Annotated in this window: 17 protein-coding genes and 1 pseudogene; 11 read left to right on the top strand and 7 right to left on the bottom strand. The window is 66.2% G+C overall.

The window, feature by feature from the left end:
* The 3 genes and pseudogenes from RTY13_RS17610 to RTY13_RS17600 all read right to left on the bottom strand — a co-directional run.
* The coding region (locus RTY13_RS17610) for a DUF4861 family protein (RefSeq protein ID WP_312785433.1) at positions 1 to 979 on the bottom strand (979 nt) is incomplete at its 3' end.
* A 291-nt stretch (positions 980 to 1,270) separates the two neighbouring features.
* Positions 1,271 to 1,759 (bottom strand): hypothetical protein, encoded by a 489-nt coding sequence (locus RTY13_RS17605; protein WP_312785432.1) that lies wholly within the window; start codon positions 1,757 to 1,759, stop codon positions 1,271 to 1,273.
* A 10-nt stretch (positions 1,760 to 1,769) separates the two neighbouring features.
* A pseudogene (locus RTY13_RS17600) lies at positions 1,770 to 2,618 on the bottom strand (aldehyde dehydrogenase family protein); the annotation flags it as partial.
* Positions 2,619 to 2,779: 161 nt separating this feature from the next.
* Between RTY13_RS17600 and RTY13_RS17595 the strand changes: the two are divergent.
* The 4 genes from RTY13_RS17595 to RTY13_RS17580 all read left to right on the top strand — a co-directional run bounded on the left by RTY13_RS17595 (position 2,780) and on the right by RTY13_RS17580 (position 8,864).
* Positions 2,780 to 3,286, top strand: coding sequence for an RNA polymerase sigma factor (locus RTY13_RS17595; protein ID WP_312785431.1), 507 nt, complete (start codon positions 2,780 to 2,782; stop codon positions 3,284 to 3,286).
* Positions 3,279 to 4,244: a FecR family protein gene (locus RTY13_RS17590; protein ID WP_312785430.1), complete on the top strand. Its 966-nt coding sequence runs from the start codon at positions 3,279 to 3,281 to the stop codon at positions 4,242 to 4,244. The genes RTY13_RS17595 and RTY13_RS17590 overlap by 8 nt, the downstream gene beginning before the upstream one ends.
* A gap of 97 nt (positions 4,245 to 4,341) precedes the next feature.
* Complete coding sequence (locus RTY13_RS17585; RefSeq protein WP_312785429.1) at positions 4,342 to 7,494, top strand: TonB-dependent receptor; 3,153 nt, start codon at positions 4,342 to 4,344, stop codon at positions 7,492 to 7,494.
* A gap of 14 nt (positions 7,495 to 7,508) precedes the next feature.
* The gene (locus RTY13_RS17580) at positions 7,509 to 8,864 is read left to right on the top strand and encodes a metallophosphoesterase family protein (RefSeq protein ID WP_312785428.1); all 1,356 of its coding nucleotides are present in this window, start codon (positions 7,509 to 7,511) and stop codon (positions 8,862 to 8,864) included.
* A 124-nt stretch (positions 8,865 to 8,988) separates the two neighbouring features.
* On the opposite strand, the gene RTY13_RS17575 is transcribed toward RTY13_RS17580, so the two are convergent.
* From RTY13_RS17575 to RTY13_RS17565, 3 genes are read right to left on the bottom strand one after another with little or no spacing between them, the layout of a single operon-like run.
* A complete protein-coding gene (locus RTY13_RS17575) occupies positions 8,989 to 10,155 on the bottom strand; it encodes a glutathionylspermidine synthase family protein (RefSeq protein ID WP_312785427.1) in 1,167 nt (388 codons plus the stop codon).
* 3 nt (positions 10,156 to 10,158) lie between these two features.
* Positions 10,159 to 10,899 (bottom strand): PspA/IM30 family protein, encoded by a 741-nt coding sequence (locus tag RTY13_RS17570; protein WP_312785426.1) that lies wholly within the window; start codon positions 10,897 to 10,899, stop codon positions 10,159 to 10,161.
* A gap of 16 nt (positions 10,900 to 10,915) precedes the next feature.
* Positions 10,916 to 11,611: a YjfI family protein gene (locus tag RTY13_RS17565; RefSeq protein ID WP_312785425.1), complete on the bottom strand. Its 696-nt coding sequence runs from the start codon at positions 11,609 to 11,611 to the stop codon at positions 10,916 to 10,918.
* A 113-nt stretch (positions 11,612 to 11,724) separates the two neighbouring features.
* Here RTY13_RS17565 and RTY13_RS17560 point away from each other — a divergent pair, with 113 nt between their 5' ends.
* The 6 genes from RTY13_RS17560 (at position 11,725) to RTY13_RS17535 (ending at position 16,915) form a co-directional block, all read left to right on the top strand.
* Entirely contained in the window at positions 11,725 to 12,372 is a 648-nt protein-coding gene (locus tag RTY13_RS17560) for a DUF2491 family protein (RefSeq protein WP_312785424.1), read from the top strand.
* 24 nt (positions 12,373 to 12,396) lie between these two features.
* Positions 12,397 to 12,810, top strand: a complete 414-nt coding sequence (locus RTY13_RS17555) for a DUF350 domain-containing protein (protein WP_312785423.1) — start codon at positions 12,397 to 12,399, stop codon at positions 12,808 to 12,810.
* Positions 12,811 to 12,815: 5 nt separating this feature from the next.
* The gene (locus RTY13_RS17550; RefSeq protein ID WP_312785422.1) at positions 12,816 to 13,430 is read left to right on the top strand and encodes a DUF1190 domain-containing protein; all 615 of its coding nucleotides are present in this window, start codon (positions 12,816 to 12,818) and stop codon (positions 13,428 to 13,430) included.
* A gap of 194 nt (positions 13,431 to 13,624) precedes the next feature.
* Positions 13,625 to 14,491 (top strand): GAF domain-containing protein, encoded by an 867-nt coding sequence (locus tag RTY13_RS17545; protein ID WP_312785421.1) that lies wholly within the window; start codon positions 13,625 to 13,627, stop codon positions 14,489 to 14,491.
* Positions 14,492 to 14,623: 132 nt separating this feature from the next.
* Entirely contained in the window at positions 14,624 to 16,141 is a 1,518-nt protein-coding gene (locus tag RTY13_RS17540; RefSeq protein WP_312785420.1) for an aldehyde dehydrogenase family protein, read from the top strand.
* 111 nt (positions 16,142 to 16,252) lie between these two features.
* Positions 16,253 to 16,915, top strand: coding sequence for a TorF family putative porin (locus tag RTY13_RS17535; protein WP_312785419.1), 663 nt, complete (start codon positions 16,253 to 16,255; stop codon positions 16,913 to 16,915).
* Positions 16,916 to 16,968: 53 nt separating this feature from the next.
* On the opposite strand, the gene RTY13_RS17530 is transcribed toward RTY13_RS17535, so the two are convergent.
* A complete protein-coding gene (locus RTY13_RS17530; RefSeq protein ID WP_312785418.1) occupies positions 16,969 to 19,191 on the bottom strand; it encodes a methyl-accepting chemotaxis protein in 2,223 nt (740 codons plus the stop codon).
* A gap of 322 nt (positions 19,192 to 19,513) precedes the next feature.
* Here RTY13_RS17530 and RTY13_RS17525 point away from each other — a divergent pair, with 322 nt between their 5' ends.
* Positions 19,514 to 21,577 carry a phytase gene (locus RTY13_RS17525; protein ID WP_312785417.1) on the top strand — a complete coding sequence of 688 codons (2,064 nt, stop codon included), beginning with the start codon at positions 19,514 to 19,516 and terminating at the stop codon, positions 21,575 to 21,577.
* Positions 21,578 to 21,632: the final 55 nt, after the last annotated feature.

Raw genomic sequence — 21,632 nt, 5'->3', positions numbered from 1 at the left:
CGAAGTCGGCGCCCTCAGCGCCCGCCTCCCAGCGGGTGAACTTCACCTCGGCCGTCGTGTAGTTCTGACCAGCGTAGGCTGTGTAGGTCTGCTGGACCTCATATCGGCCGTGCCCAGTGTTCCAGTTCATGGTGCGAATGCGGACCATGCTGCGCAGCGGACCGTTGACTAGGGTCTCGAAGCTGTAACGAGTGTCGGACTGCTGGCCGGCGTTGAAGCGGTGCTCGAGATCGGCTGTCGGGGTGAAACGGGGCCGGTTCAGGGCCTCGCCCTCGAACACGCCGATACCTCCGCCGCCGAAGCTGTCGTCCACCGATTGGATGTCCGCCCCATAGTCGGGATTCTCGGTCGAGACGCCGTAGCCGTCGAGATTGCCCATATAGAGCCGGTGCGACATCAGGAGCGGCTTGCGCTTGCCGTAGATATCGATGTCGGTCGGGAACCACAGCTTCCAGCCGACGTGCTCGCTCTCCCAAAAGGGTACGGTGTGACGCATATAGCTGCCGATAGCCGCGTGGGTCCGATGGGGGGTCCAGCCGCGCTGCTGGAACCCGCGATAGAGGTAAAATCGCTTCTTTTCGCCCGCCTTTAGGTCGGCAACGAAGAAGAGTTCATCCCAAATCCCGTCGCGGTCCAGATCGTCGAACTGGTAGTCTAGGGACAGACCGTTGGTCTCGCCGCGCCGTTCATGCGGCCCTTGGCGCGCCAGAAGGGCGGCCGAGGGTTCTGGGCGGGCCTCGCCGGACGGGTCCACGAGAGTCACGGTCAGTTCCTGGATGTCGGCCAGCATCGGTAGCTGGTCCCGCCGAATAACAATGGGAGCATCCTTGCGGTCCTCGGCCAGGTCGTTGGCGATGACGATCTCGACGCGTGTCGAAGGCGTGAAGTCACCCTGAGCGTACCAGGCGTCCTGCGCGCTCGCCGGGTCGATGGCCAGAAAGCTAAAGCCGGTCGTGGCCCATCCAAGAAATCTTCTCATTGCATCCTCCGTCGGTCTCACGTCGACAAGTCGAGTAAGTGTCGAGGGGGCGGACTGGAATGTCCACCGGTGTCATGACGGGCAACGATCCCATCGTGATTGCGCCGCTTCTAGCGGTGCTTGTCGTCGCGGGTGGGGCCGGTCTGGATATGCGCTCGGGATTATGGTCGTGGCGCCCTTGGCCTGCAGGGCCCCTTGCATCAGTCCGCGTTATGCCCCCGGCAGGCTGATCATCACCTGACCACAGCCGCTAACCGGCCGCGTGATACGCGAAGACCGACGACGGCTTGCCTAGTGCGGCCAGCGTTCGCTGAGGAGGTGAGCCTCGCCTTCGGCGTAGCGGATCTCCGCCGAGGGTTCGGCTAGTTGTCCGGGGGCAAACAGTTCGAATATGGCGCTGCCGTCCTTCTGAACGCTTTCGATGATGCGAGTGGGGCGGACCTGCCCCAAGGCGGTCGCTGTCAGAGCGCGGACAGGTTCGGGCATGTCGTCGAAAGCCAGGTCTCGCTGAATCTCGACGATGTCGAAGTCGCCGTTGATCTGCTGGACGTCCAGTTCGATCTCCGCGCCGTCGGGCCGCTGGCCGGCCACATCGAAATAGATGCGGCCTTCGCGTTCCTTGCGCTCAGCGCCGGTGATGGTCAGGCCGGGTGACGCTGCCAGCACACGAGCGGTCAGGGTTGGCGGCAGTTCCGCCGGGGCAAGGGGCGTGATGGTCGTATGCGGCCCCTGCGGCAGGACGACCTGAATAATGGCGGCAAGGACAGGCAAGACTATCATTATCTGACTCCTAGGCGGCGCTGTAGCTGGTCTTGATCTGTGTGTAGAATTCGACGGCGGCGAAGCCCTGTTCGCGGGGGCCGTAGGAGGACTTCTTCGTGCCGCCGAAGGGGACGTGATAGTCGACGCCGGCGGTGGCCAGGTTGACCATGGTCATGCCGGCGCGCGCGTTCCTCTGGAAGTCGCGGGCGTGTTTCAGCGACTGGGTGACGATGCCCGCCGACAGGCCGAACTCGACGCCGTTGGCGACGGCCAGGGCTTCTTCGTAGCTGGCCACGCGGATAGTCGAGGCGACGGGGCCGAAGACCTCCTCGGTGTTGATCCGCGCGTCCGGCAGGGTGTCGGCGATCAGGGTCGGCTGGACGTACCAGCCGGGCTTGTCGAGGCTCAGGCGCTCGCCGCCGGTGACGATTCGGCCGCCGCCGTCCCGGGCGATGTCGATGTAGCTGTAGGACACGTCGCGCTGGGCCTCGGTCACCGCCGGTCCCATCTGGGTGTTCGGATCAAGCGCGTCGCCGACGCGAAGCGCCGCCACCTTCTCGGCCAGCAGGGCGACGAAGCGGTCGTGGATGCCGTCCTGCACGATCAGGCGGCTGGAGGCGGTGCAGCGCTGGCCGGTGGCGAAGAAGCTGCCGTCCAGGGCGATGGCGACGGCGCGATCCAGGTCGGCGTCGTCGAGAACGATCAGCGGGTTCTTGCCGCCCATCTCCAGCTGCACGCGGGCCTGACGCTTCATCGCCCCCTCGGCCACCCCGGCGCCGACGCCCTGCGAGCCGGTGAAGCTGATGCCGTCGACGCCGGGATGGGCGACGATGGCGCGGCCGACGTCGCCGTCGCCGATGACCATGTTGACCACGCCCTTGACCTTCAGGTTCTAACGTCGGACCATCAGGGCGACTCCAGAGCATGTTCGTCGGCCTGTCACGACGGCGGTAGTTCCTGACTTCAAAACGACACTGAACTTCATCCCCGCTGTCATGCGCGGTCCCTATAGCCAGGCTCCATCGGGGGGCGTCGCGCGTGATCAGTCACGAACAGGAGGTAGGACGGGCGCTGGCGGCGCAGAACCGCGTCCTGTTGGCCTATGTTCGGCGACGGTCCGCCGCCACGGGGGACGCGGAAGATGTGGCCCAGGAGGCGATCGTGCGCGTCTTGGCGCGGGCGCGCGAGACCCTGATCACCGACCCGCTGTCCTACGCCATGCGCGCTGCCCGCAACATTCTGATCGATCGCGGGCGACGCTCCATCGACGTGCAGATTGATGATCTGGAAGAGGCGGATCATCCCGCCGACAGCGGGGCCACGCCGCTGGAGGCGCTGGACATGCGCGAGCGGCTGCAGTTGTGCCAGAGGGCTCTGGAGGCTATGCCGCCCCTGCGGCGCGAGGTCTTCGTGCGCCGCCGGGCCGGCGAGGAGTCCTACGAGACGATTGCGCGCGACCTGAGGCTGTCGATCGAGGCGGTGCAGAAGCATTACAGCCGCGCCGCACAGACGTTGCGCCGGGCGGCGGAGGGCCGCCATGTCTAGGACATTCAAACCGAAGGACGATCGCGAGGCCGCGTTGTGGGCGGATGCGCGACGCGACAAGGCCTGGTCGCCGCAGCAGCAGGCCGCATTGGAGCAATGGCTGCAGGGTCGGCCTGATCGCGCCGACCTGCTGCGCCGACATGAAGCCTTGATCGAAGACGCCGCCGTCATCTGGGCGACGCAGCGCGCGGCAAAAGCGCGGCCGGGTCGGACCCGGCTCCGGCTGTGGCCGCAAGGGGCGTTTGTGGGCGCAGGCCTGGCGGCCGGGGTTGGGGTGATGGTGCTGATCGGCGGCGTTCTGGCGCCGCGCGGCGACCTGATCACGGGCAAGCCCGGCGCGTCTCAACCTATCGCCCTGGCGGACGGATCGGCGATCCGACTGAACGGCCAGAGCCAGGTGCGGGTGGACCTGGGCGCACAGGAGCGCCTGCTGCGCCTGAAGGGCGAGGGCTTTTTCGAAGTCGCCCCCGACAAGAGCCGACCCTTCTCGGTCGAGGTGGACGGGGTGCGCGTCACCGCCGTCGGCACCCGCTTCAACGTGGATCAGCGTCAGACGCCCGATGGCAAGGCGGTCGAGGTCGTGGTCTTTGAAGGGGTCGTCAAGGTCAGGTCCGGGCGCGGCATGACGATGATGGTGCAGGCGGGGCAAAAGGCGACGGTGTCCGGCGGCGTGGTCGAGCGCACCAGCCTGATCCGACCGGAAGCGGAAACCGACGTGCCGTCCTGGGCCAAGGGGTGGTTGGAGTTCAACGAGGCCAGCATGGCGAGCGTGGTCGAGGATCTGGAACGCGCGACGGGGGTCAAGGTCAGGCTGGTCGGCGCCCCGGTCGAACGGGCCTTGATCAGCGGACGCTTCTCGGCGGATCAGCCGGAGAACGCCCTGGCGGCCATGGTGCGGCTGCATGGTTTCAAGTTGACCCGTCAGGGTGCGGATCAATTCGAAATTTCAGAAGGTTAGGCGACCTTTAGGGCAAGTTTTCGTGACAGGTGTCAGGACGGCGTCGGCCGCCGTCTAACCCCGTAACGATCATGTTCGATCGCAGGGGATTTATCGAATGCGTATCCACAAGACCGGCCTCCTCACGGCGGCCGCCGTCGCTGTTCTGGCGTCCGTCGCCGCGCCCGCTCACGCCTGGCAGACGAGCAGCAGCGCCGAGGCGCGTGTCGCCGTTTCCATCCCGGCCCAGGATCTGGGGCGTGCGCTGCAGACCCTATCGCGCGACACGGGGCTGCAGATCATCTTTGATCCGGCGCTGACGCGCGGACGGACGTCCAACGCCGTTTCCGGCGCCATGGCGCCGCGCGAGGCCCTGCGCCGCATGATTGCCGGATCGGGCGTCGAAGCACGCGAGGTGCGCGGGGTTCTGACCCTGGTGCGTCAGTCGGCCGAGGTCGCCGTCGCCGCGCCGGACGCCTTTGAAGTCGAGGACGTGCAGGTGGTGGGCTATGCGGCAGGGCTGCGCCGCTCGCTGGACGCCAAGCGCAAGGCGGACTTCATCTCGGACGTCATTAGCGCCGACGACATGGGCGACCTGCCGGCCAACAATGTGGCCGAGTCCCTGTCGCGTCTGCCGGGCGTCAACGCCGTGCGCAACCACACGACGGGCGAGGGCGACCGCATCACCATCCGCGGGCTTTCGACGGAACTGAACAACTACACCATGAACGGGGTCCGCATGGGCGGCGCCGGCTCGCCGGGCGACAACTTCTATCGCGGCGTGCGTCTCAGCTTTCTCCCGCCTGAAGGCATCGATTCGATCACGGTCATCAAGAGCCTGACGCCGGACCGCGACGGTGACGCCCTGGGCGGGACCATCGACATCCGCACCCCGACCGCCTTTGATCACGACCCGGTCTATGGCGTCGTGTCGGCCTCGGCGGGCATGCTGGACAAGTTCGACGATGAGAAGTCGGGCGAAGTCTCCGGCTCGTTCGGACGCCAGTTCAATGACAACTGGGGCCTGTTCGTCACCGGCAGCTGGTCGCGTCGCAAGTCCCAGTTCGAGCAGAACGGCGTCGATGGCGATAACCAGCCGTCGGTCTGGTACGCCGACAGCGAGACCATGGGCTGGGACACCGATACCTTCGTCATGCGGGGCATGAACCTGGGCTTCGGCGAAACCGAGGTTGAACGTCACGGCCTGAACGCCAGCCTCGACTACCGCGGCGTGGACCACGACTTTCATCTGCGCGGCCAGTTCAACGAATACACCAAGGACGAGTTCGGCAACCGCCTGAACTTCCGCAACGACACGAGCCGGAACTCGACTCGCCTGAGTCAGGTCGACAAGAGCATGACCGGTCTGCTGCGTCCCGACGACGCCGTGATCGGCACGGACGCCAAGCTGGGGCGAATCTACAGCTACACCACGGCCCAGATCGTGGACCGGGACAAGGACGGCCGCATCACCGACGCCGACCGTTCAACGCGCACCTATTACACCCTGGACGGCGCCTCGGGGACCTGGGACCCGCAGGGCTTCCGCCTGCGTCGTTTCTGGGAAGGTTCGCGTGAGACGGGCACGGTGATGTCGCTGAACCTGGGCGGCGTCAGCCGTGTGGGCGACTTCACGGTCGATTACGATGTTTCCTACGCCAAGTCGGAGGATAACACTGACGACAGCTATGAGATGGAGTTCCGCAGCGACAAGTACGGCTGGCTGGGCAACAAGGGCGTCAACGTCACCAACTTCGGCGACAGCCGCTTCCCCAAGTGGGTGCTGAACGACGCCGGCATGGCGGCGATCCACGACAACGGCCAGTATGACTTCAGCGGTCTGTCCGGCGAGATCGGCGGCGCGCAGGAAGAGCTGTGGCAGGGCCAGTTCAACGTCGAATGGCGTCCGGTCTCTGCATGGCTGGAGGCCGTCAAGGCGGGCGGCAAGGTCTACAGCTCCAAGCGCTCGACCTATAGCGGCGAGTTCATGGACCTGGATGCCAGCGGCACTCTGGCTGACTTCTCGCGCTTCTATGGCAAGGAGGTCACCAGCCTGTTCGACGGCGAGTATTCGGGCCTCTATCGCCTGGGCACGGTGATCGACAACGACGCCATGCTGGCTGAGCTGCAGCGCGCCATGGAAGGCAAGAGCGACTTCTTCGACGGCTTCGCCACCGACCCCGGCAACGCCGAACTGAGCGGCGAGGACAGCTTCACCTTCAAGGAAAACATCTTCGCCGGCTACCTGATGGCCACGGCCCGTTTCGGTCAGGCGCAGATCCTCGGCGGCGTTCGGGTCGAGAGCACCAATAACGAAATCGACGCCTATATCCTCGACGAGGTCCAGGGCGCGCACTTCGCCACGGACAAGAGCGACTTCGTCAACGTCCTGCCGTCGATCCACCTGAACTATGACCTGGACGACCGGACCAAGGTCCGCGCCGCCATCTGGACCAGCTTCGCCCGTCCGGACATCGCCCGCATGTCCTCGGCGCGCGAGTACGGCTACGACAGCGACCCGGACGGCGACGGCAAGGTGAACCCGACGAACGAGTGGGTGCTGGTCGCTATCGAGCAGGGCAACCCGGACCTGAAGCCGATGAAGGCGATCAACTACGACCTGTCGATCGAGCGCTACAACGGCGACACGGGCGCCTATTCGCTGGGCCTGTTCTACAAGGACATCGAGAACTTCCTGTACCGTTCCTCGTCGTCGAACATTCGCGATGGGACGTCGGGCGTGAACGTGGGCCCGGACGGCGTGACCGTCTCCATGCCCAACAACGGCAAGTGGGCGCGGGTTTACGGCGTCGAGATGAGCGCCCAGCAGGTCTTCCACTGGCTGCCGGGTCCGCTGTCGGCGCTGGGCGCCAGCGTGAACCTGACGCTGCAGAAGTCCGAGGCCGAGACCGGCATTTCCTGGCATCCGGCGGGCTACACCCTGCCGCTGATGGAGACGCCCGAGGCGGTCGCCAACGTCCAGATCTTCTGGGCGCGCGACGGCTGGGAGGCCTACGCCGCCTACAGCTACCAGTCGGAATTCCTCGAGGGCATCCAGGACTTCGGCAACAACCCCTATGAACAGGACTATGAGTTCGTGGACCTGAACGTGCGGCGCAAGCTGTGGGACGGGGCGACGGCGTCGCTGCAGGTCCAGAACCTCTTCGACAACCACACCTACTGGTACACGGCCGGGGCCAGCACCGGCTCCAGCCGCGCCTATATCAAGAACGGGCGGTCTATCTCGGTCGGCCTGACCTACGTCTTCTGATCGGAGCAGCGAGCATGAAGACGACCCACGCCCTGATGCTCGGGGCCGCGTTTGCGGCCCTGGGCGGACAAACTCTGGCCCAGACGGCGGAACGTCCGCTGCGGCCCGAACCCGCGCCGGTCCAGGCTTCGGACCGGCCCGTGGTTCCGCCGACCGAGCAGCCGGAACGGATCATCCTGAATCTGACCGCCGACCCGGCGCACGAGATGGCGGTGACCTGGCGCACGGCGCCGGGCGCCGAGGGCTTCGTCGAATACGCCGAAGCCCAGGACGGTCCGGACTTCATCCAGCAGGCGGTCCGCGTGACCGCTGTCACAGACGACGCGACCATCGCCGTGCGCGAGGCTCCCGAATTCCGGGCCGCCTATCATTCGACGGTGCTGAAGGGGCTGAAGCCGGAAACGGTCTACGCCTATCGCGTCGGCGACGGCGTGCGCTGGTCGGAATGGCTGCAGTTCCGCACGGCGGCGACCACGCCCAAGCCCTTCACCTTCCTCTACATGGGGGACATGCAGAACAACATCCTCAGCGAAGCCTCGCGCACCATGAGGATGGCCTTCCGCAAGGCCGGGGACGCCGCATTCGTCATCCACGCCGGCGACCTGATCAACCGGCATGACAGCGACAATGAATGGGGCGAGTGGTTCGCCGCCGGGGGCTTCCTCTACGCCCAGACGCCGCAGATGCCGACGCCGGGTAACCACGAGTATGGCCGGGGCCCGGTGCTGAACCCGCAGTGGCGACGTCAGTACACCCTGCCGGAAACCGGCCCGGCAGGCGTCGAAAAGTTGAAGGAGACGGCTTGGACCGTCGACTATCAGGGCCTGCGCCTGATCTCGGTCGATGCGCCGCTGTTCCATGGCGACGAGGCCATGCGCGCCGAGATGGTGCGCTGGCTGGACGGCTTGCTGGCGAACAACCCGAACCGCTGGACGGCGCTGTTCTTGCACTTCCCGCTGTTCTCGATCGACCCGGATCGCGACAACACTCGGGTGCGTGATGCGCTCAAGCCGCTGATCGACAAGTACGGCGTCGATCTGGTGCTGCAGGCCCACGACCACGGCTATGCGCGCGGGGCCATCGGAACGGGACCCATGCTCAATGCGGGACCGGGCCAGCCGTCCGATTACGGTTCGACCTATGTGGTCTCGGTCGCCGGGCCCAAGATGTATCCGGTCGCCGACCTGGGCTGGGCTTCGCGTTCGGCTTCGCGGACCCAGACCTTCCAGACCCTGGACGTGTCGCAGGAGGCCGTGACCTATCGCGCCTTCACCGCGACGGGTCGAGAACTGGACGCCTTCCGCCTCACCAAGGGCGCCGACGGCGTGGCCCGAGTGGAGACCCTTGCCGTTCACTCCGACGACGAATAGGGCGGCGCGCCCAAGGTTCGGCGATCTGAGACAGGAGGCGTCAGGGCTTTGGAAAAGGCATGACGAGGCGTCGTCGCGGTAAGGCGCCGGACCGCCACCCAGTCGCCACGACCGGATGCCTTGGTTAGCCCTGAATGAGGTGGGGCAGGAAGCGCGAGGTGTTGCGGGTGACCAGGCTGGTGTCCTCGCGCAGGCTCATGCCCGCCGCCTGGTCGCCGACGACCCACGAGCCGACGATGACGTGGTTGCCATCGAACTTGGGCGGATTGCACAGGGCCTGTCGGATCCAGCGCCCGCCGCCATAGCCGCCGTCGATGACCTCGGCGGCGCTGCGGCCCTGTTCGATCAGTTCGACATTGGCGCCCTCGCGCGAGAAGAGTGGCTTGCGGACATAGGACGAACCCAGGGCTGCATGGGTCGGGTCGTCCTCGAAATAGGCTTCCAGCAGGTTGGGGTGGCCCGCGTGGCGTTCCCATAAAAGGGGCAGGATGCCCTTGTTGGACAACAGGCTTTTCCACGCCGGCTCCAGCACCGTCACGCCCGCCGTCGGCAGGGGCGCGGCGTAGTCGTCGCGCAGCATCTGCTCCCACGGATAGAGCTTGAACATGGCCTGGATGATCCAGTTTTCATGGTCGACGAACTGGCCGTCGGCGTTCAGTCCGATCTGGTCGATGGCCACGAACTGCGGGTCCAGCCCGGCCTGCTGGGCCAGGTCTTCGAGGAAGCGCACCGTCTGGCGGTCCTCTACGAAGTCGGCGTCCGAGCTGAAATGCACGAAGCCGCCATTGGGGAAGATGGCCCGGAACCGGTCGACGAGCTTCTCGTGCAGGCTGTTGAACTGGTCGACGTCGGCGGGCAGGACGCCGGCCTTGATCTGATCCTCCAGCCACAGCCACTGGAAGACGGCCGTCTCATAGATGCTGGTCGGGGTGTCGGCGTTGTATTCGTAGAGCTTGGCCGGGCCTGTCCCATCGTAGGCGAAGTCGAAGCGGCCATACAGCGACGGGTCGCCGCGCTTCCAGCTGTCGGCCACGTAGTCCCGCAGGGGCTCGGGGATGTCGAGCTGTTCCATCAGTCGCTCCGACTGGACCGCCTCGGCGACCAGGTCCAGGCACATGGCGTGCAGGTCCTCGGTCGGCGCTTCGATCCCGTCCTCGACCTCGGCCATCGTCAGGGCATAGGCGGCGGTTTCGTCCCAATAGAGTTCGCCGCCGGTGTGGCGCCAAGTGAAGCCGAGGCTGTCTGCCTGGGCCTCCCAGTCGGGGCGGGGATCAAGGCGCAGACGCTGCATGGATCAGGCCGGGTCCTTGTCGGGCGTCGATTGACCGATGCGCGGGGTGACGATGGTCACATCCTTCTGGGTCAGGCGGGCCAGGACGTCGTCAGCCGAGGAATGGCCGGGCAGGATGCCGGCGTCGCGCAGCTTGGCGTCCAGGTCGGCGCCGGTGCGGCGGTCTTCCAGGGCCTGGTTCTCGCGCAGTTTTTCTTCCTGCACGGCCTGGCGCTGCTTGATGCGTTGCAGGCTGTCGGCGGCCGAGCCGATGCGCGATTGGGCGCCGGCCGAGTTCAGGGCGACCGAGGTCTGAGCGCGCTGGACGGACTCGTTGACCTTGACGATGTCGATCTCGCGACGAAGCGTCTCGATCTTCTGATCGGTCGAGGCGATGGCGGTGCGCAGGCGCGTTTCGGCCGTCTTCATGTCCTCGATCAGCGGGCCGCGGCTGGTGATCTCGACCTCCAGCTCTGCGATGCGGACGGCGACTTCGCGCGCCAGATCGGTCTTGCCCTGACCCAGGGCCGAGCGGGCCGAGTTTTCATACTTGGCGATCTGGTCGTGGAAGCTGGCCATTTCGTTCTCGGCCATGCGGCGGCGCGCCACCAGACCGGCCAGGTCGTCGCGGGCCTTGCCCTGGGCGTTGTCGGCGTCGCGGATTTCCTGATCGAGAATGCGCAGGGCGTTGGCGTCGACGACGCCCTGGGCCGCGTCATGGGCGGTGCCGCGGAACAGGGCGGAGAGTTTTCTGAGCATGGACATGATGGGGTCTCCGGGATCAGGCGGCGTCGGCGCCGAAGGTTTCGCGCAGTTCGGTGGCGTCGATGGCGTTTTCCGCCAGGGTGCGCAACTCGATCAGGATGGTCTGCAGCGTGGTCTTGCACGACAGCTCGCCCATCAGCTCATAGACGTCTTCGCCGCCGACATTGGTGATGGCGAAGTTGGACAGCGGCACCACGCGCTGGGCCTTCAGCAGGAACTCGTTGAAGGCGTGGCGGTCGGCCTGTTCGGCCACGGGCCACAGCAGCACCGAGCAGACGATCTGGGCGCCGCCGACGCTGAGATAGACGGGCAGATCGCCGTATTCGTGCATCGTGGCCAGCAGCACCGGGTCGGCGCCTTCCAGCACGCGCAGGGTCATCTCGCCATCGCGGACCAGGGGCGAGCCGTCCAGCGCGTCCTTGATGGCCGGCACGGTCCAGGGGGTTTCGATCACGGCGTCCATATGGTGGTCGTCTCCAGAGGTGATGGGATCAGAAGTGGGACGGCGCGGCGCGCCGGCAAGGTTGCGACCGGCAAGATGAGGGCCGCGCGTGGAATCGGTGAGGATGGCGCGGACCGCGGCCTTCACGTCGTTACGCGCAGCTTCAGGCACCCAGAGCTCCAGCTTGACCAGGCCGGCTTCGCGACGCGCCTGACGCCAGGCGCGAATGCGATCGGTCGCGGCGGAAGAGGGAGCGGGCGGTTTGGTCATGTTTCATGTAACGCGTAACATGAACGCTTGACATCAGGCAATCCAGGACGGAATTTCAGACCATGATCGCTGTCCGCTCGCAGTCTGTCCGCCGCAGGCCTAGATAGTCGCCCATGTTCAAGAAGCTTTTCGGACGAAACGAGCAGAAGGCGCCGCAAGCGCGCCTGGCCACGGTGCGCAACATCACCGTGGGCCGCACCGTGGCGCTGGATCCGCTGGCTTGGCGCCGGCTGGGCGACGAGACCCATTTCACCCTGGACCGCGACGTGCTCGACATCACGGCTCAGGGCCTGGTCAGTCTGGACGGCGGGCAGTACGTCCACCGCTTCTACACCGACGACCACGTCATGCTTCAGGCCATGAGCGACGACGAGGCCGGGGTGGAAAGCTACGACTTCAGCCTGTTCGTGCCCTGGACCTCGGCCTATCCGCCGGGCGAGCGCGAGCGCCGCATCTGGCGAGACCGTCTGTCGGCGCCGGTGTTTCATGGCGCGGCCGAAGACCTGCCCGACTATCCGCGCTTCTGGTTCGCCGAAAGCGACGCCATCCAGCCGCCTGTCACCCTGTGGGAGACCATCTGGGACGACCGCGCTGCGACCACGCCCTATGCGAAGATCTTCCAGACCTGCATGCTGTACGGCCGTGATCTGGCGGGCGGGCGCGAACTGATGATCGCCTTGGAGCAGCAGCCCGATGGTGGAGAGACGACGCACGAAATCATGATCGGCATTCCGCTGGAAATGGCCGAGTTCCGCGCCTGACGGCGCCTTTGGGGAAGATGCACGATGTTTGACTGGTTCGGATTTCAGCAGGGGGCGATTTCGTTCCTGATCGCCTTTGCGGCGGCCGGCGCCTTCACCCTGGCTTTCAAGCTGATCTACCAGTGGGTCACACCCTATCATGAGCGGACCCTGATCCGCGAAGGCAACCCGGCCGCCGCCATCGCCCTGGGCGGCGCCCTGATCGGCTATGTCCTGCCGCTGGCCTCGGCCCTGTCGCACACGGTCAGCCTGGCCGAGTTCGCCGCCTGGGCCCTGCTGGCCGGGGTGATCCAGATTGTGGTCTTTGTCGCAGTCAGCCGTCTGGCCTTCCGCAACCTGGTGGGCCGCATCGAGGCGGGCGAAGTCGCCGCCGCCATCTATCTGGCCGCCATCTCCATCTGCGTCGGGCTGCTGAACGCCGCCTGCATGACGGCGTGAGCGCCATGACTGATCAAACGTCGACCGAAACCAAGACCATGCGCAAGTTGAAGCGCTCGCGCGTCCTGCAGGTCAGCAGTCTGATGGCCACCGCCAGCTTCTCCCTGGCCGCCTGCGGCTCGCCCCAGCGCACGGCGGCGCCCGAGCCCGAACCGGCTCAGGTCTATACCTCGCTCGAGGAATGCCGCGCCGCCAACGACATCACCGACGCCGAATGCGACGCCGCCCAGGCCGAGGCCCAGAAGCAGGCCGAGGCGACGGCTCCGCGCTACGCCAGCCAGTCCGTCTGTGAAGAACAATGGGGCGCGTCACAGTGCCAGCCGCATCAGGGCAGCGGAGGCTCCTTCTTCACGCCGCTGCTGACCGGTTTCATCATCGGCCAGATGCTGGACGGCGGGCGCTATCGCGGCGGCGGTCCGATGTATCGCGACCGCGACGGCCAGTATTCCAACGGCTACGGCGGCGGCTACGCCTATCGCGACTATCGCACCGGCAAGATCCTGACCAACGGCCGCGAGCATGGCGATGTGGCGCGCCAAGCTCCAAGCCGTGTGCAGAGCCGCACCACGGTGGTCTCGCGCGGCGGCTTCGGCGGTGGCGGACGCGGCTACGGCGGTTAGTGGTCGGACGAGGGCCTGCTCGGAGCGCGCTTCCAGGTTGACGCAGGTCGCGCGTGGGCGTCTGATCGGACAAACCTGAAGGATCGAGGATGGCTCATCGGGTTCGCGGCGATCATGGCAGCTTGATCCGGCAAGCGCTGGATGAAGAGGGGGCGGGGGCGCGTTCGGCCTTGGCCGCCTCATGGCGACGTTCAATGACCCTCCATGGTCTCGATCCCGTTGCGCAGGGCCGGGTGGAGACCGTCACCGAACAACAACTTCATGAGGCGCGTCAGGCGATGGAGCCGTTGACGCGCGCGGCCGAGGGCGTGCTGGACCGGCTGTTCCTGGCCGTCGGCGGGGTAGGGTGCTGCGTCCTGTTGACCAATGCCGACGGCGTTCCGGTCGAACGGCGCGGGGCGGTCGCAGACGACGACACCTTTCACCGTTGGGGCCTGTGGCCCGGCGCCGTCTGGTCCGAGGCGGTCGAGGGCACCAATGGCATCGGCACGGCCCTGGCCGAGCATCGCGCGGTCACCATTCACCGTGAACAGCATTTCCACGCCCGCAACACCGGCCTGAGCTGCGTCACCCACCCCATCCATGACCACATGGGGCGGCTGGCCGGGGCGCTGGATGTCTCGTCCTGTCGGGCGGATGCCACCGAGGCCATCCTGGGGTTGATCTCGGCGGCGGTGTCGGATGCGGCCCGCGCCATCGAGGCCCAGACCTTCCGCCAGGCCTTCGCCGATGCACGCATCGTGCTGGCGGGCGGGGCCAGCGAGCGCAATGCGGCGGCCCTGCTGGCCGTCGACCGGCACGATCTGGTGATCGGCGCCACGCGGGCGGCGCGGCTGTCCCTGTCCATCACAGACGAGCGGATCGCGGCCCAACTTCCAGCCTCGGATCTGCTGACGCCGGGCGGGGTCGAGACGGACCTGCTGGAAGCCGAGCGCGGGGCGGTGCGCCGCGCCCTGGCCCGCAGCGGGGGCAATGTCTCGGCCGCGGCGCGGGCTCTGGGCGTCAGCCGCGCCACCCTGCACCGCAAGCTGCATCGTCTGGGTCTGATCGACCTGCACTGACCTGTCGCAATCCTGCGACAGGTTTGCGGCGCACCATTGCGCCGCCGTCTGGCGCTGCGCCTCCAACCGACCAAACTGGTCTCAAACGACGCCGGACAATCGGCGCCCGAGGAAACCAGCAGGAGGCCTTTCGTGACCAAGCCCGAATTCATCCGCGCCGTGACGCCCAAGTATAAGGCGCGCTACGACAACTTCATCGGCGGCCGGTGGGTCGCCCCGGTCAACGGCCGCTATTTCGAGAACACCTCCCCGGTGAACGGCCGCGTCCTGTGCGAGGTGGCTCGCTCGGACGCGGCCGACGTCGATCTGGCGCTGGACGCCGCCCATGCGGCCAAGGACGCCTGGGGCAAGACCAGCGTCGCCCAGCGCGCCCTGATCCTGAACCGTATCGCCGACCGCATGGAGCAGAACCTGCAGGCCATCGCCGAGGCTGAGACCTGGGACAACGGCAAGCCGGTGCGCGAGACGCTCGCGGCTGACATCCCGCTGGCCATCGACCACTTCCGCTATTTCGCCGGCTGCATCCGGGCGCAGGAAGGCGGCATTTCGGAGCTGGACCACGACACGGTCGCCTATCACTTCCATGAACCGCTGGGCGTGGTCGGTCAGATCATTCCGTGGAACTTCCCCATTCTGATGGCGGCGTGGAAGATCGCCCCGGCCCTGGCGGCGGGCAACTGCATCGTGCTGAAACCGGCCGAGCAGACCCCGGCCTCCATCCTGCTGCTGACGGAGCTGATCCAGGACATCCTGCCGCCGGGCGTGCTCAATATCGTCTCGGGCACGGGGATCGAGGTCGGCGAGCCGCTGGCCACCAATCCGCGCATCGCCAAGATCGCCTTCACGGGCTCGACCGCCGTCGGTCGGAAGATCATGGAATACGCCACCCAGAACATCATCCCGGTGACGCTGGAGCTGGGCGGCAAGTCGCCGAACATCTTCTTTAAGGACGTGATGGACGCCGACGACGCCTTCCTCGACAAGGCGCTGGAAGGCTTCGCCATGTTCGCGCTCAACCAGGGCGAGGTCTGCACCTGCCCCAGCCGCGCCCTGATCCACGAAGACATCTATGAGGCCTTCATCGAGAAGGCGATCGCCCGCGTCGAGGCCATCAGGCAGGGCGACCCGCTGGACCCGAACACTCAGGTCGGCGCCCAGGCCTCGGACCAGCAGCTCAAGAAGATCCTGTCCTACCTGCAGATCGGCAAGGACGAGGGCGCCGAGGTGCTGACCGGCGGCGACCAGGCGGTGCTGAAGGACGACCTGGCCGGCGGCTATTACGTCAAGCCGACGGTGTTCAAGGGCACCAACGACATGCGGATATTCCAGGAGGAGATCTTCGGCCCGGTCCTGGCCGTGACCACCTTCAAGACGCTGGAAGAGGCCATCGCCATCGCCAACGACACCGAATACGGCCTGGGCGCCGGGGTGTGGTCGCGCGACATGAACACCGCCTATCGCGCAGGCCGCGCCATCCAGGCGGGCCGCGTCTGGACCAACTGCTACCACCAGTATCCGGCGCACGCGGCCTTCGGCGGCTACAAGAAGTCGGGCATCGGGCGGGAAAACCATCGCATGATGCTGGACCACTATCAGCAGACCAAGAACCTGCTGGTCAGCTACAGCCCCGACAAGCTGGGCTTCTTCTGATCTCGACCAAGGCGCGGGCCTCGGTCCGCGCCGGCTTCCCTGTTGGTGGGTTTTCCTCAACGAATTCGTGCGCAGAGCTGGCGCCAGGAAAACGATCCTTGAGGATGATCTATGAAGTTGGTGTCCGGCTGCGCTTCGGCGTTGGCCATGTTGGTTGCAGGTGCGGCCCAGGCTGCGCCTGACGCGGCGTTCAATATTGGCGTAGTCAGCGACTATGTCTTCCGGGGCGCGAGCCAGACGGACGGAGGCCCTGCGCTACAGGGCGGCGTGGATCTGGATATGGCCGGCTTCTACGTGGGCGGCTGGGGATCGAATATCGATTTCGGCGATGGCTCCGACGCCGAGATTGACCTCTATGGCGGCTACCGGACGGAAGTCGCAGGCTATGCGCTTGATTTTGGCGCCGGCAGCTACTTCTACGTCGGCGAACCACATGGGGCTGAATACAATTACGTGGAGTTCAAAGCCCTCGCATCGCGTGCGATAGGCCCGGCGACCCTGGGTGCGGGGATCTATCACTCGTTCGACTATTTCGGCGCGGACGAGCAGGCGACCTATGTTGAGGCCAATGCCGCAGTCGTTCCCGTGGATCGCCTGACCCTTTCGGGGGCTGTCGGACATCAGTGGCTGGACGTCAGCGGTGATTTCGTCGCGTGGAATCTGGGGGCGGCCTATGCCCTGACGGATCGTTTGACGATGGATCTGCGCTATCACGACATGGATAGCCCGTCAGGCGACGCGCGCTTCACGGCTGGATTAAAGGCCAGCTTCTAAGCTCTGATCCCGCGTCGTCGTCGGGTCATGAAAGGCGACGACGCGGGGCGGGTTCAGAACTCTTCCCAATCGGCCTGGGCCGCCGCGAGGGACAGGTTGCGACCACCCACGGCCTTCAGCATGGGCGCAATGCGAACGGTCCGGTCGCGCTCCGTCGCCGGCTTAGCGAGCGAGGCCGAGGCACCTTGGCGAATCCGGAAACGGCCCATCATGTCCGATAGGCTGCCGGTTTCCTGGGCCAGGGAATGGCTGGCGGCGGTGGACTGTTCGACCATTGCAGCATTCTGCTGGGTCATTTGGTCCATCTGGTTCACAGCGGTGTTGATCTCGGCCAGGCCCGTCGCCTGTTCGCGGGCGGACGCGGCGATATCGGACACCAGGCTGTTGATCTCGGTGATCTCGACGATGATGCGGTTCAGGGCGTCGCCCGTGCCATCCACCAGCTTGACCCCTTGGCTGACCCGCGCGGTGCTGGCGCCGATCAGGGCTTTGATCTCCTTGGCGGCCTCGGCGGACCGCTGCGCCAGGGCGCGGACTTCCGAAGCCACCACGGCGAAGCCGCGACCCGCGTCGCCTGCGCGGGCGGCCTCGACGCCGGCGTTCAGGGCCAGAAGGTTGGTTTGGAAGGCGATCTCGTCGATGACGCCGGTGATCTGGGCGATCTGTTGTGCGGACGCCTCGATGTCGCGCATGGCGGCGACGGCTTCATTGACGACTTCGCCGCTGCGGGCGGCGTTGTTGCGCGTGGCGTCGACGATGCCGCGCGCGCGATCCGCACCGTCCGAGGCGTGCCGGATCGTGGTGGTGACCTCTTCCAGAGCGGCGGCGGTTTCTTCCAAGCTGGCGGCCTGTTGCTCGGTACGGCGCGACAGGTCGTCGGCGGCCTGGCTGATTTCGGATGTCGTCGAGCGAATGCCGCCTGCGCTGCCGATAATGGCCGCCATGGTGTCTTCCAGGCGTCCCATGGCGGTGTTGAAGTCGTCCTGCAGCTTGCGATAGTCCTGCGGGAAGGCGGCTTGCAGTCTGTAGGTCAGGTCGCCGTCAGACAGGTGCGACAGACCCTCGCCGACCGAAGCGACCACGAACTGCTGTTCTTCCTCGGCGGCTCGGCGCGCAGCTTCATTGCGTTGACGCTCGGCCTCGGCAGCCGCGCGGTCACGTTCCTGCTCGGCGCGCAGGCGATCCGTTTCGGCCAGGTCGTGGCGGAACCCTTCCAGAGCCCGAGCGATGCCGCCGACCTCGTCAGCGCTGGCGGTTCCCTTGACGGGCTCGTCGTAACGGCCGGCGTTCAGCGCGCCGACCGATGCAGTCAACTGGGCCAGGGGGCGTCGCACGACGCGTTCCGTCACGAAGAAGAGCGCCCCAAGCACCAGGGCCAGGATCATCAGGCCGCCGACCATCATGGCGATGGCGAGACGGTCAGCAGGGCCGTTGATCGCGGCCGAAGGAATGTCGGTCACAAGCGCCCAGGTCGCATTCAGTCCTTCGAACGGGACGGGGCTGACCAGACGTTCGATCGGTTCTTTGCGTAGGTCGCGCAGACCGTCGAGGCGCGCCGCCTTGCCATTGGTCGCTACGGCGCGCACGTCGTCAGGTCGCGCCTCGGCGTAGGGCTTGGTGCGCAGGGCGGCGTCCGGATGGGAGACCCAGTTTCCGGCGCCCGACAGCAGCATGACGCGGCCGGTGTCGAAGGGCTTCATTTCGCCCAGCATCGCCGACAGGCCGTCCAGGGTCACATCGACGCCGGCGACGCCGATCACCTTGCCGCCGGAAACGACAGGGTAGGCGATCGAGGTCATCAGCACCATCTTGCCGCTCACCTCATAGGCGTAGGGCTCGTTGATGACCGGCTTGCCGGTGGTGAAGGGCTGAACATAGTAGGGCTGTTCGTAGTCATCGACCGAGTTCAGCGGCTGCATGATGATCTTGCCGCCGTCGTTGACCCAGTAGGGGGTGAAGTAGCCATTGCTGTTCGAGCCCAGGTCGGTGCGGCCGATCATGGCGCGGTCCATGCCGTCGAAGGCGCCGGGCGCCGACATGAACCAGCTGCCCGTGACCAGGCTCGTGCCGCTGGCCGCCGGCTTCAGCATGTTCATGACGGTTCGGCGGTCGCGAATGCCGGATTCGTGGGCCGTGCCGATCATCTCGGCGATGGAGCGCGCGGCGGTGTCGGCCGCGCCGATCCTGCCGCTGACGCTGGCGACCGCACGCTCGCTCAAGGCGCCGGCATAGTCGTGTGACAGGTCCCGGGCGACCGATCGCGTGTTCTGCGACACAGCCGCCGCCGCCAGGATCAGGAGGGCGCCTGTTACCGCGCCTCCCGCCGCAAGAAGCTTTCCCGCTACCGATAAATTCTTGAGACCACGCATCGCACACACCCTGTTCGGAGGTTGTCTAAAAGCGACAATCTTAAAGATCCCCTAGGACGAGAGGGGGCGCTCGGACGGCCCGAGGCGAGGTTTCGCTTGTCGCCCAGGATCGAGCCTTGGATGGGATCCGGCCGGGGGCGCAGAATCTTTCATCCTCTCGTCGCGTATCCTTTGCAGAAGCGCCCTAGGCGGCACGCTGCGCAAGCACGTGCCTGTCTGGGGGATATCCATGTTGTATCAAGCCCATCGGCTTCTTATCGGCGTCAGCCTGTGGGCCCTGGCGACGGCGACGGGCGGGGCCGCCTCGGCGCAGGACGGCGTTCCGACCGTGGCGGCGGTGCTCGACACCCTATCGGTCGGTGACGCTGTCGGCGGCGTGATCGTGCCGGACTCGGCTACTGGCCGTCGGCGCTTGGTGTCGGCGGCGGGGCTGGTGGGCCTGCAGGCGTCGTATCTGGATGGGACGCGCTTGGTAGCGACGCCGGCAGGCGAGGCGGGCGCCCTGGATGTCCGAGACGGTTTTCACGTCCGCGGGAGGACCGAAAGATTGTTGGTGTCGACGGACAAGACCGACAACAGCCTGCGTTTCTTCGTTCTTGAGGCTGGAGCACCCGTCGAAATCGGTGCGCGTTCCGTCGCTCTGGGCTTTGCGGTGGAGAGTGTCTGCCTGTTGCGCAACACCAGTGACGGCGGCCTCTACGCCATCGCGGTCGGCGACGGCGGCGAGATCGAACAGCTTTTGATCTATGTCGATGCCGAGGGCCGAGCGGACGCCCGTCCATCACGCCGCATCAATCTGCCCTCCAAGATCAAATACTGCGTTGCAGACGACGCAACGGGGCAGGTCTATGTCTCGCAACAGGCTGTGGGCGTCTGGCGCTTTAATGGCGACCCCGAAGCCGATGCTGCGCCTGCCTTGGTCGATGCTGTCGGCCTGGGGCGGATCAGTGAGGAGAGCGGGTCTCTGGCGCTTTACGACGGCGGTCAGGGGGCGCGATATCTGTTTGCAACCGATGCCTCGAGCGGTCGGCTGTTCGTCTATGACCGAGACGCCGGTGATGCCTACCGCGGCGCCGTCAGGGTGACGGGGCGGAACGGCGCTCCGATCAAGGAGCCCGGCGCCCTGCAGGCGGCGGCGGCAAATCCGGACGAAGGCCTGCCCTCGGGCCTGTTGGTCGCGGACGAGGATTCTGAAGCCGGCGCCAACTACAAGCTGGCGTCCATCGCAGCTCTGACCGGAGCGCTGAACCTGTCCGCCGGATCGCCGTCGGACATCGGCGCTGTTCTCACGCCACGCCTTCCCGCGGTGACGCCGGCGGCCGAAACCGTTCCGGTCGCCAGTCCGGGCGACGCCGCCGACGACCCGGCCATCTGGGCCGATCCGTCGAACCCGGCCAACAGTCTGATCATCGGCACGGACAAGAAGGCGGGGCTCAACCTCTACGACATGCAGGGCCGCGTCCTTCAGCACCTGCCCGACGGCAAGATGAACAACGTCGACCTGCGCGAAGGCTTCATGCTGGGCGGTCGGCCGGTGGTTCTGGTCACGGCCAGCGATCGGACCAACAAGGCGGTCGCCATCTATCGCCTCGACATCGAGGCGCGCCGTTTGATCGACGTCGCGGACGGGGTTCAACCGACGGGGCAGGGTGATCCCTATGGCCAGTGCATGTATCGCTCGCCTCGCAGCGGCAAGACCTATGTCTTCATCAACGACTCCAACGGCGAGAAGCGCCAGTGGGAGTTGGTCGACGCCGGAAACGGCAAGGTGCGCGCTGTGCGCGTGCGCGACTTCGCCTTCACCAGCCAGGTCGAAGGGTGCGTGGCCGATGATGCGACGGGACAGATCTATGTCGCCGAGGAAGACGTCGGCCTGTGGCGCCTGTCGGCCGAGCCGGACGGCGGCTCAGCCATGACCATGATCGCCCGCATCAGCGAGAACCCGGCCTTGAAGGACGACATGGAAGGCGTCGGTCTCTATGATCTGGGCGACGGGCGCGGCTATCTGGTCGTTTCCAGCCAGGGCAATGATAGCTACGCCGTCTTCCGGCGTGAGGGCGATCAGGCCTATCTCGGGTCCTTCATTGTCGTCGCCGACGGACAGCGCGGCATCGACGGCGTGTCCGAGACCGATGGGTTGGAGGTCACCAGCCGCAACCTCGGCCCCGGCTTCGAACACGGCGCCCTGATCGCTCAGGACGGCCGCAATGTTCTCCCGGGCGAGAACCAGAACTTCAAATACGTGCCGTGGGCGTCGATCGCGGCGGCTCTGGGCCTGGAGATGCGCCGCTGAGGCTGACGCGGTTCTGTGGATTCGCGTTCGTTGAGATAGTTGGAGTTTGTGTGAT

The sequence above is a fragment of the Brevundimonas sp. genome (assembly GCF_032055285.1).
Classification (GTDB): Bacteria; Pseudomonadota; Alphaproteobacteria; order Caulobacterales; family Caulobacteraceae; genus Brevundimonas.
Note: the sequence above shows the minus strand (reverse complement) of the source record. Positions and strands in the feature narration are given on the sequence as shown.

What these genes read in the sequence shown, in the direction of transcription:
- RTY13_RS17605 (WP_312785432.1), bottom strand. Translation starts at nt 1,759, where the DNA reads ATGATAGTCTTGCCTGTCCTTGCCGCCATTATTCAGGTCGTCCTGCCG.
- RTY13_RS17590 (WP_312785430.1), top strand. Translation starts at nt 3,279, where the DNA reads ATGTCTAGGACATTCAAACCGAAGGACGATCGCGAGGCCGCGTTGTGG.
- RTY13_RS17585 (WP_312785429.1), top strand. Translation starts at nt 4,342, where the DNA reads ATGCGTATCCACAAGACCGGCCTCCTCACGGCGGCCGCCGTCGCTGTT.
- RTY13_RS17580 (WP_312785428.1), top strand. Translation starts at nt 7,509, where the DNA reads ATGAAGACGACCCACGCCCTGATGCTCGGGGCCGCGTTTGCGGCCCTG.
- RTY13_RS17575 (WP_312785427.1), bottom strand. Translation starts at nt 10,155, where the DNA reads ATGCAGCGTCTGCGCCTTGATCCCCGCCCCGACTGGGAGGCCCAGGCA.
- RTY13_RS17570 (WP_312785426.1), bottom strand. Translation starts at nt 10,899, where the DNA reads ATGTCCATGCTCAGAAAACTCTCCGCCCTGTTCCGCGGCACCGCCCAT.
- RTY13_RS17565 (WP_312785425.1), bottom strand. Translation starts at nt 11,611, where the DNA reads ATGACCAAACCGCCCGCTCCCTCTTCCGCCGCGACCGATCGCATTCGC.
- RTY13_RS17560 (WP_312785424.1), top strand. Translation starts at nt 11,725, where the DNA reads ATGTTCAAGAAGCTTTTCGGACGAAACGAGCAGAAGGCGCCGCAAGCG.
- RTY13_RS17555 (WP_312785423.1), top strand. Translation starts at nt 12,397, where the DNA reads ATGTTTGACTGGTTCGGATTTCAGCAGGGGGCGATTTCGTTCCTGATC.
- RTY13_RS17550 (WP_312785422.1), top strand. Translation starts at nt 12,816, where the DNA reads ATGACTGATCAAACGTCGACCGAAACCAAGACCATGCGCAAGTTGAAG.
- RTY13_RS17545 (WP_312785421.1), top strand. Translation starts at nt 13,625, where the DNA reads ATGACCCTCCATGGTCTCGATCCCGTTGCGCAGGGCCGGGTGGAGACC.
- RTY13_RS17535 (WP_312785419.1), top strand. Translation starts at nt 16,253, where the DNA reads ATGAAGTTGGTGTCCGGCTGCGCTTCGGCGTTGGCCATGTTGGTTGCA.
- RTY13_RS17525 (WP_312785417.1), top strand. Translation starts at nt 19,514, where the DNA reads ATGTTGTATCAAGCCCATCGGCTTCTTATCGGCGTCAGCCTGTGGGCC.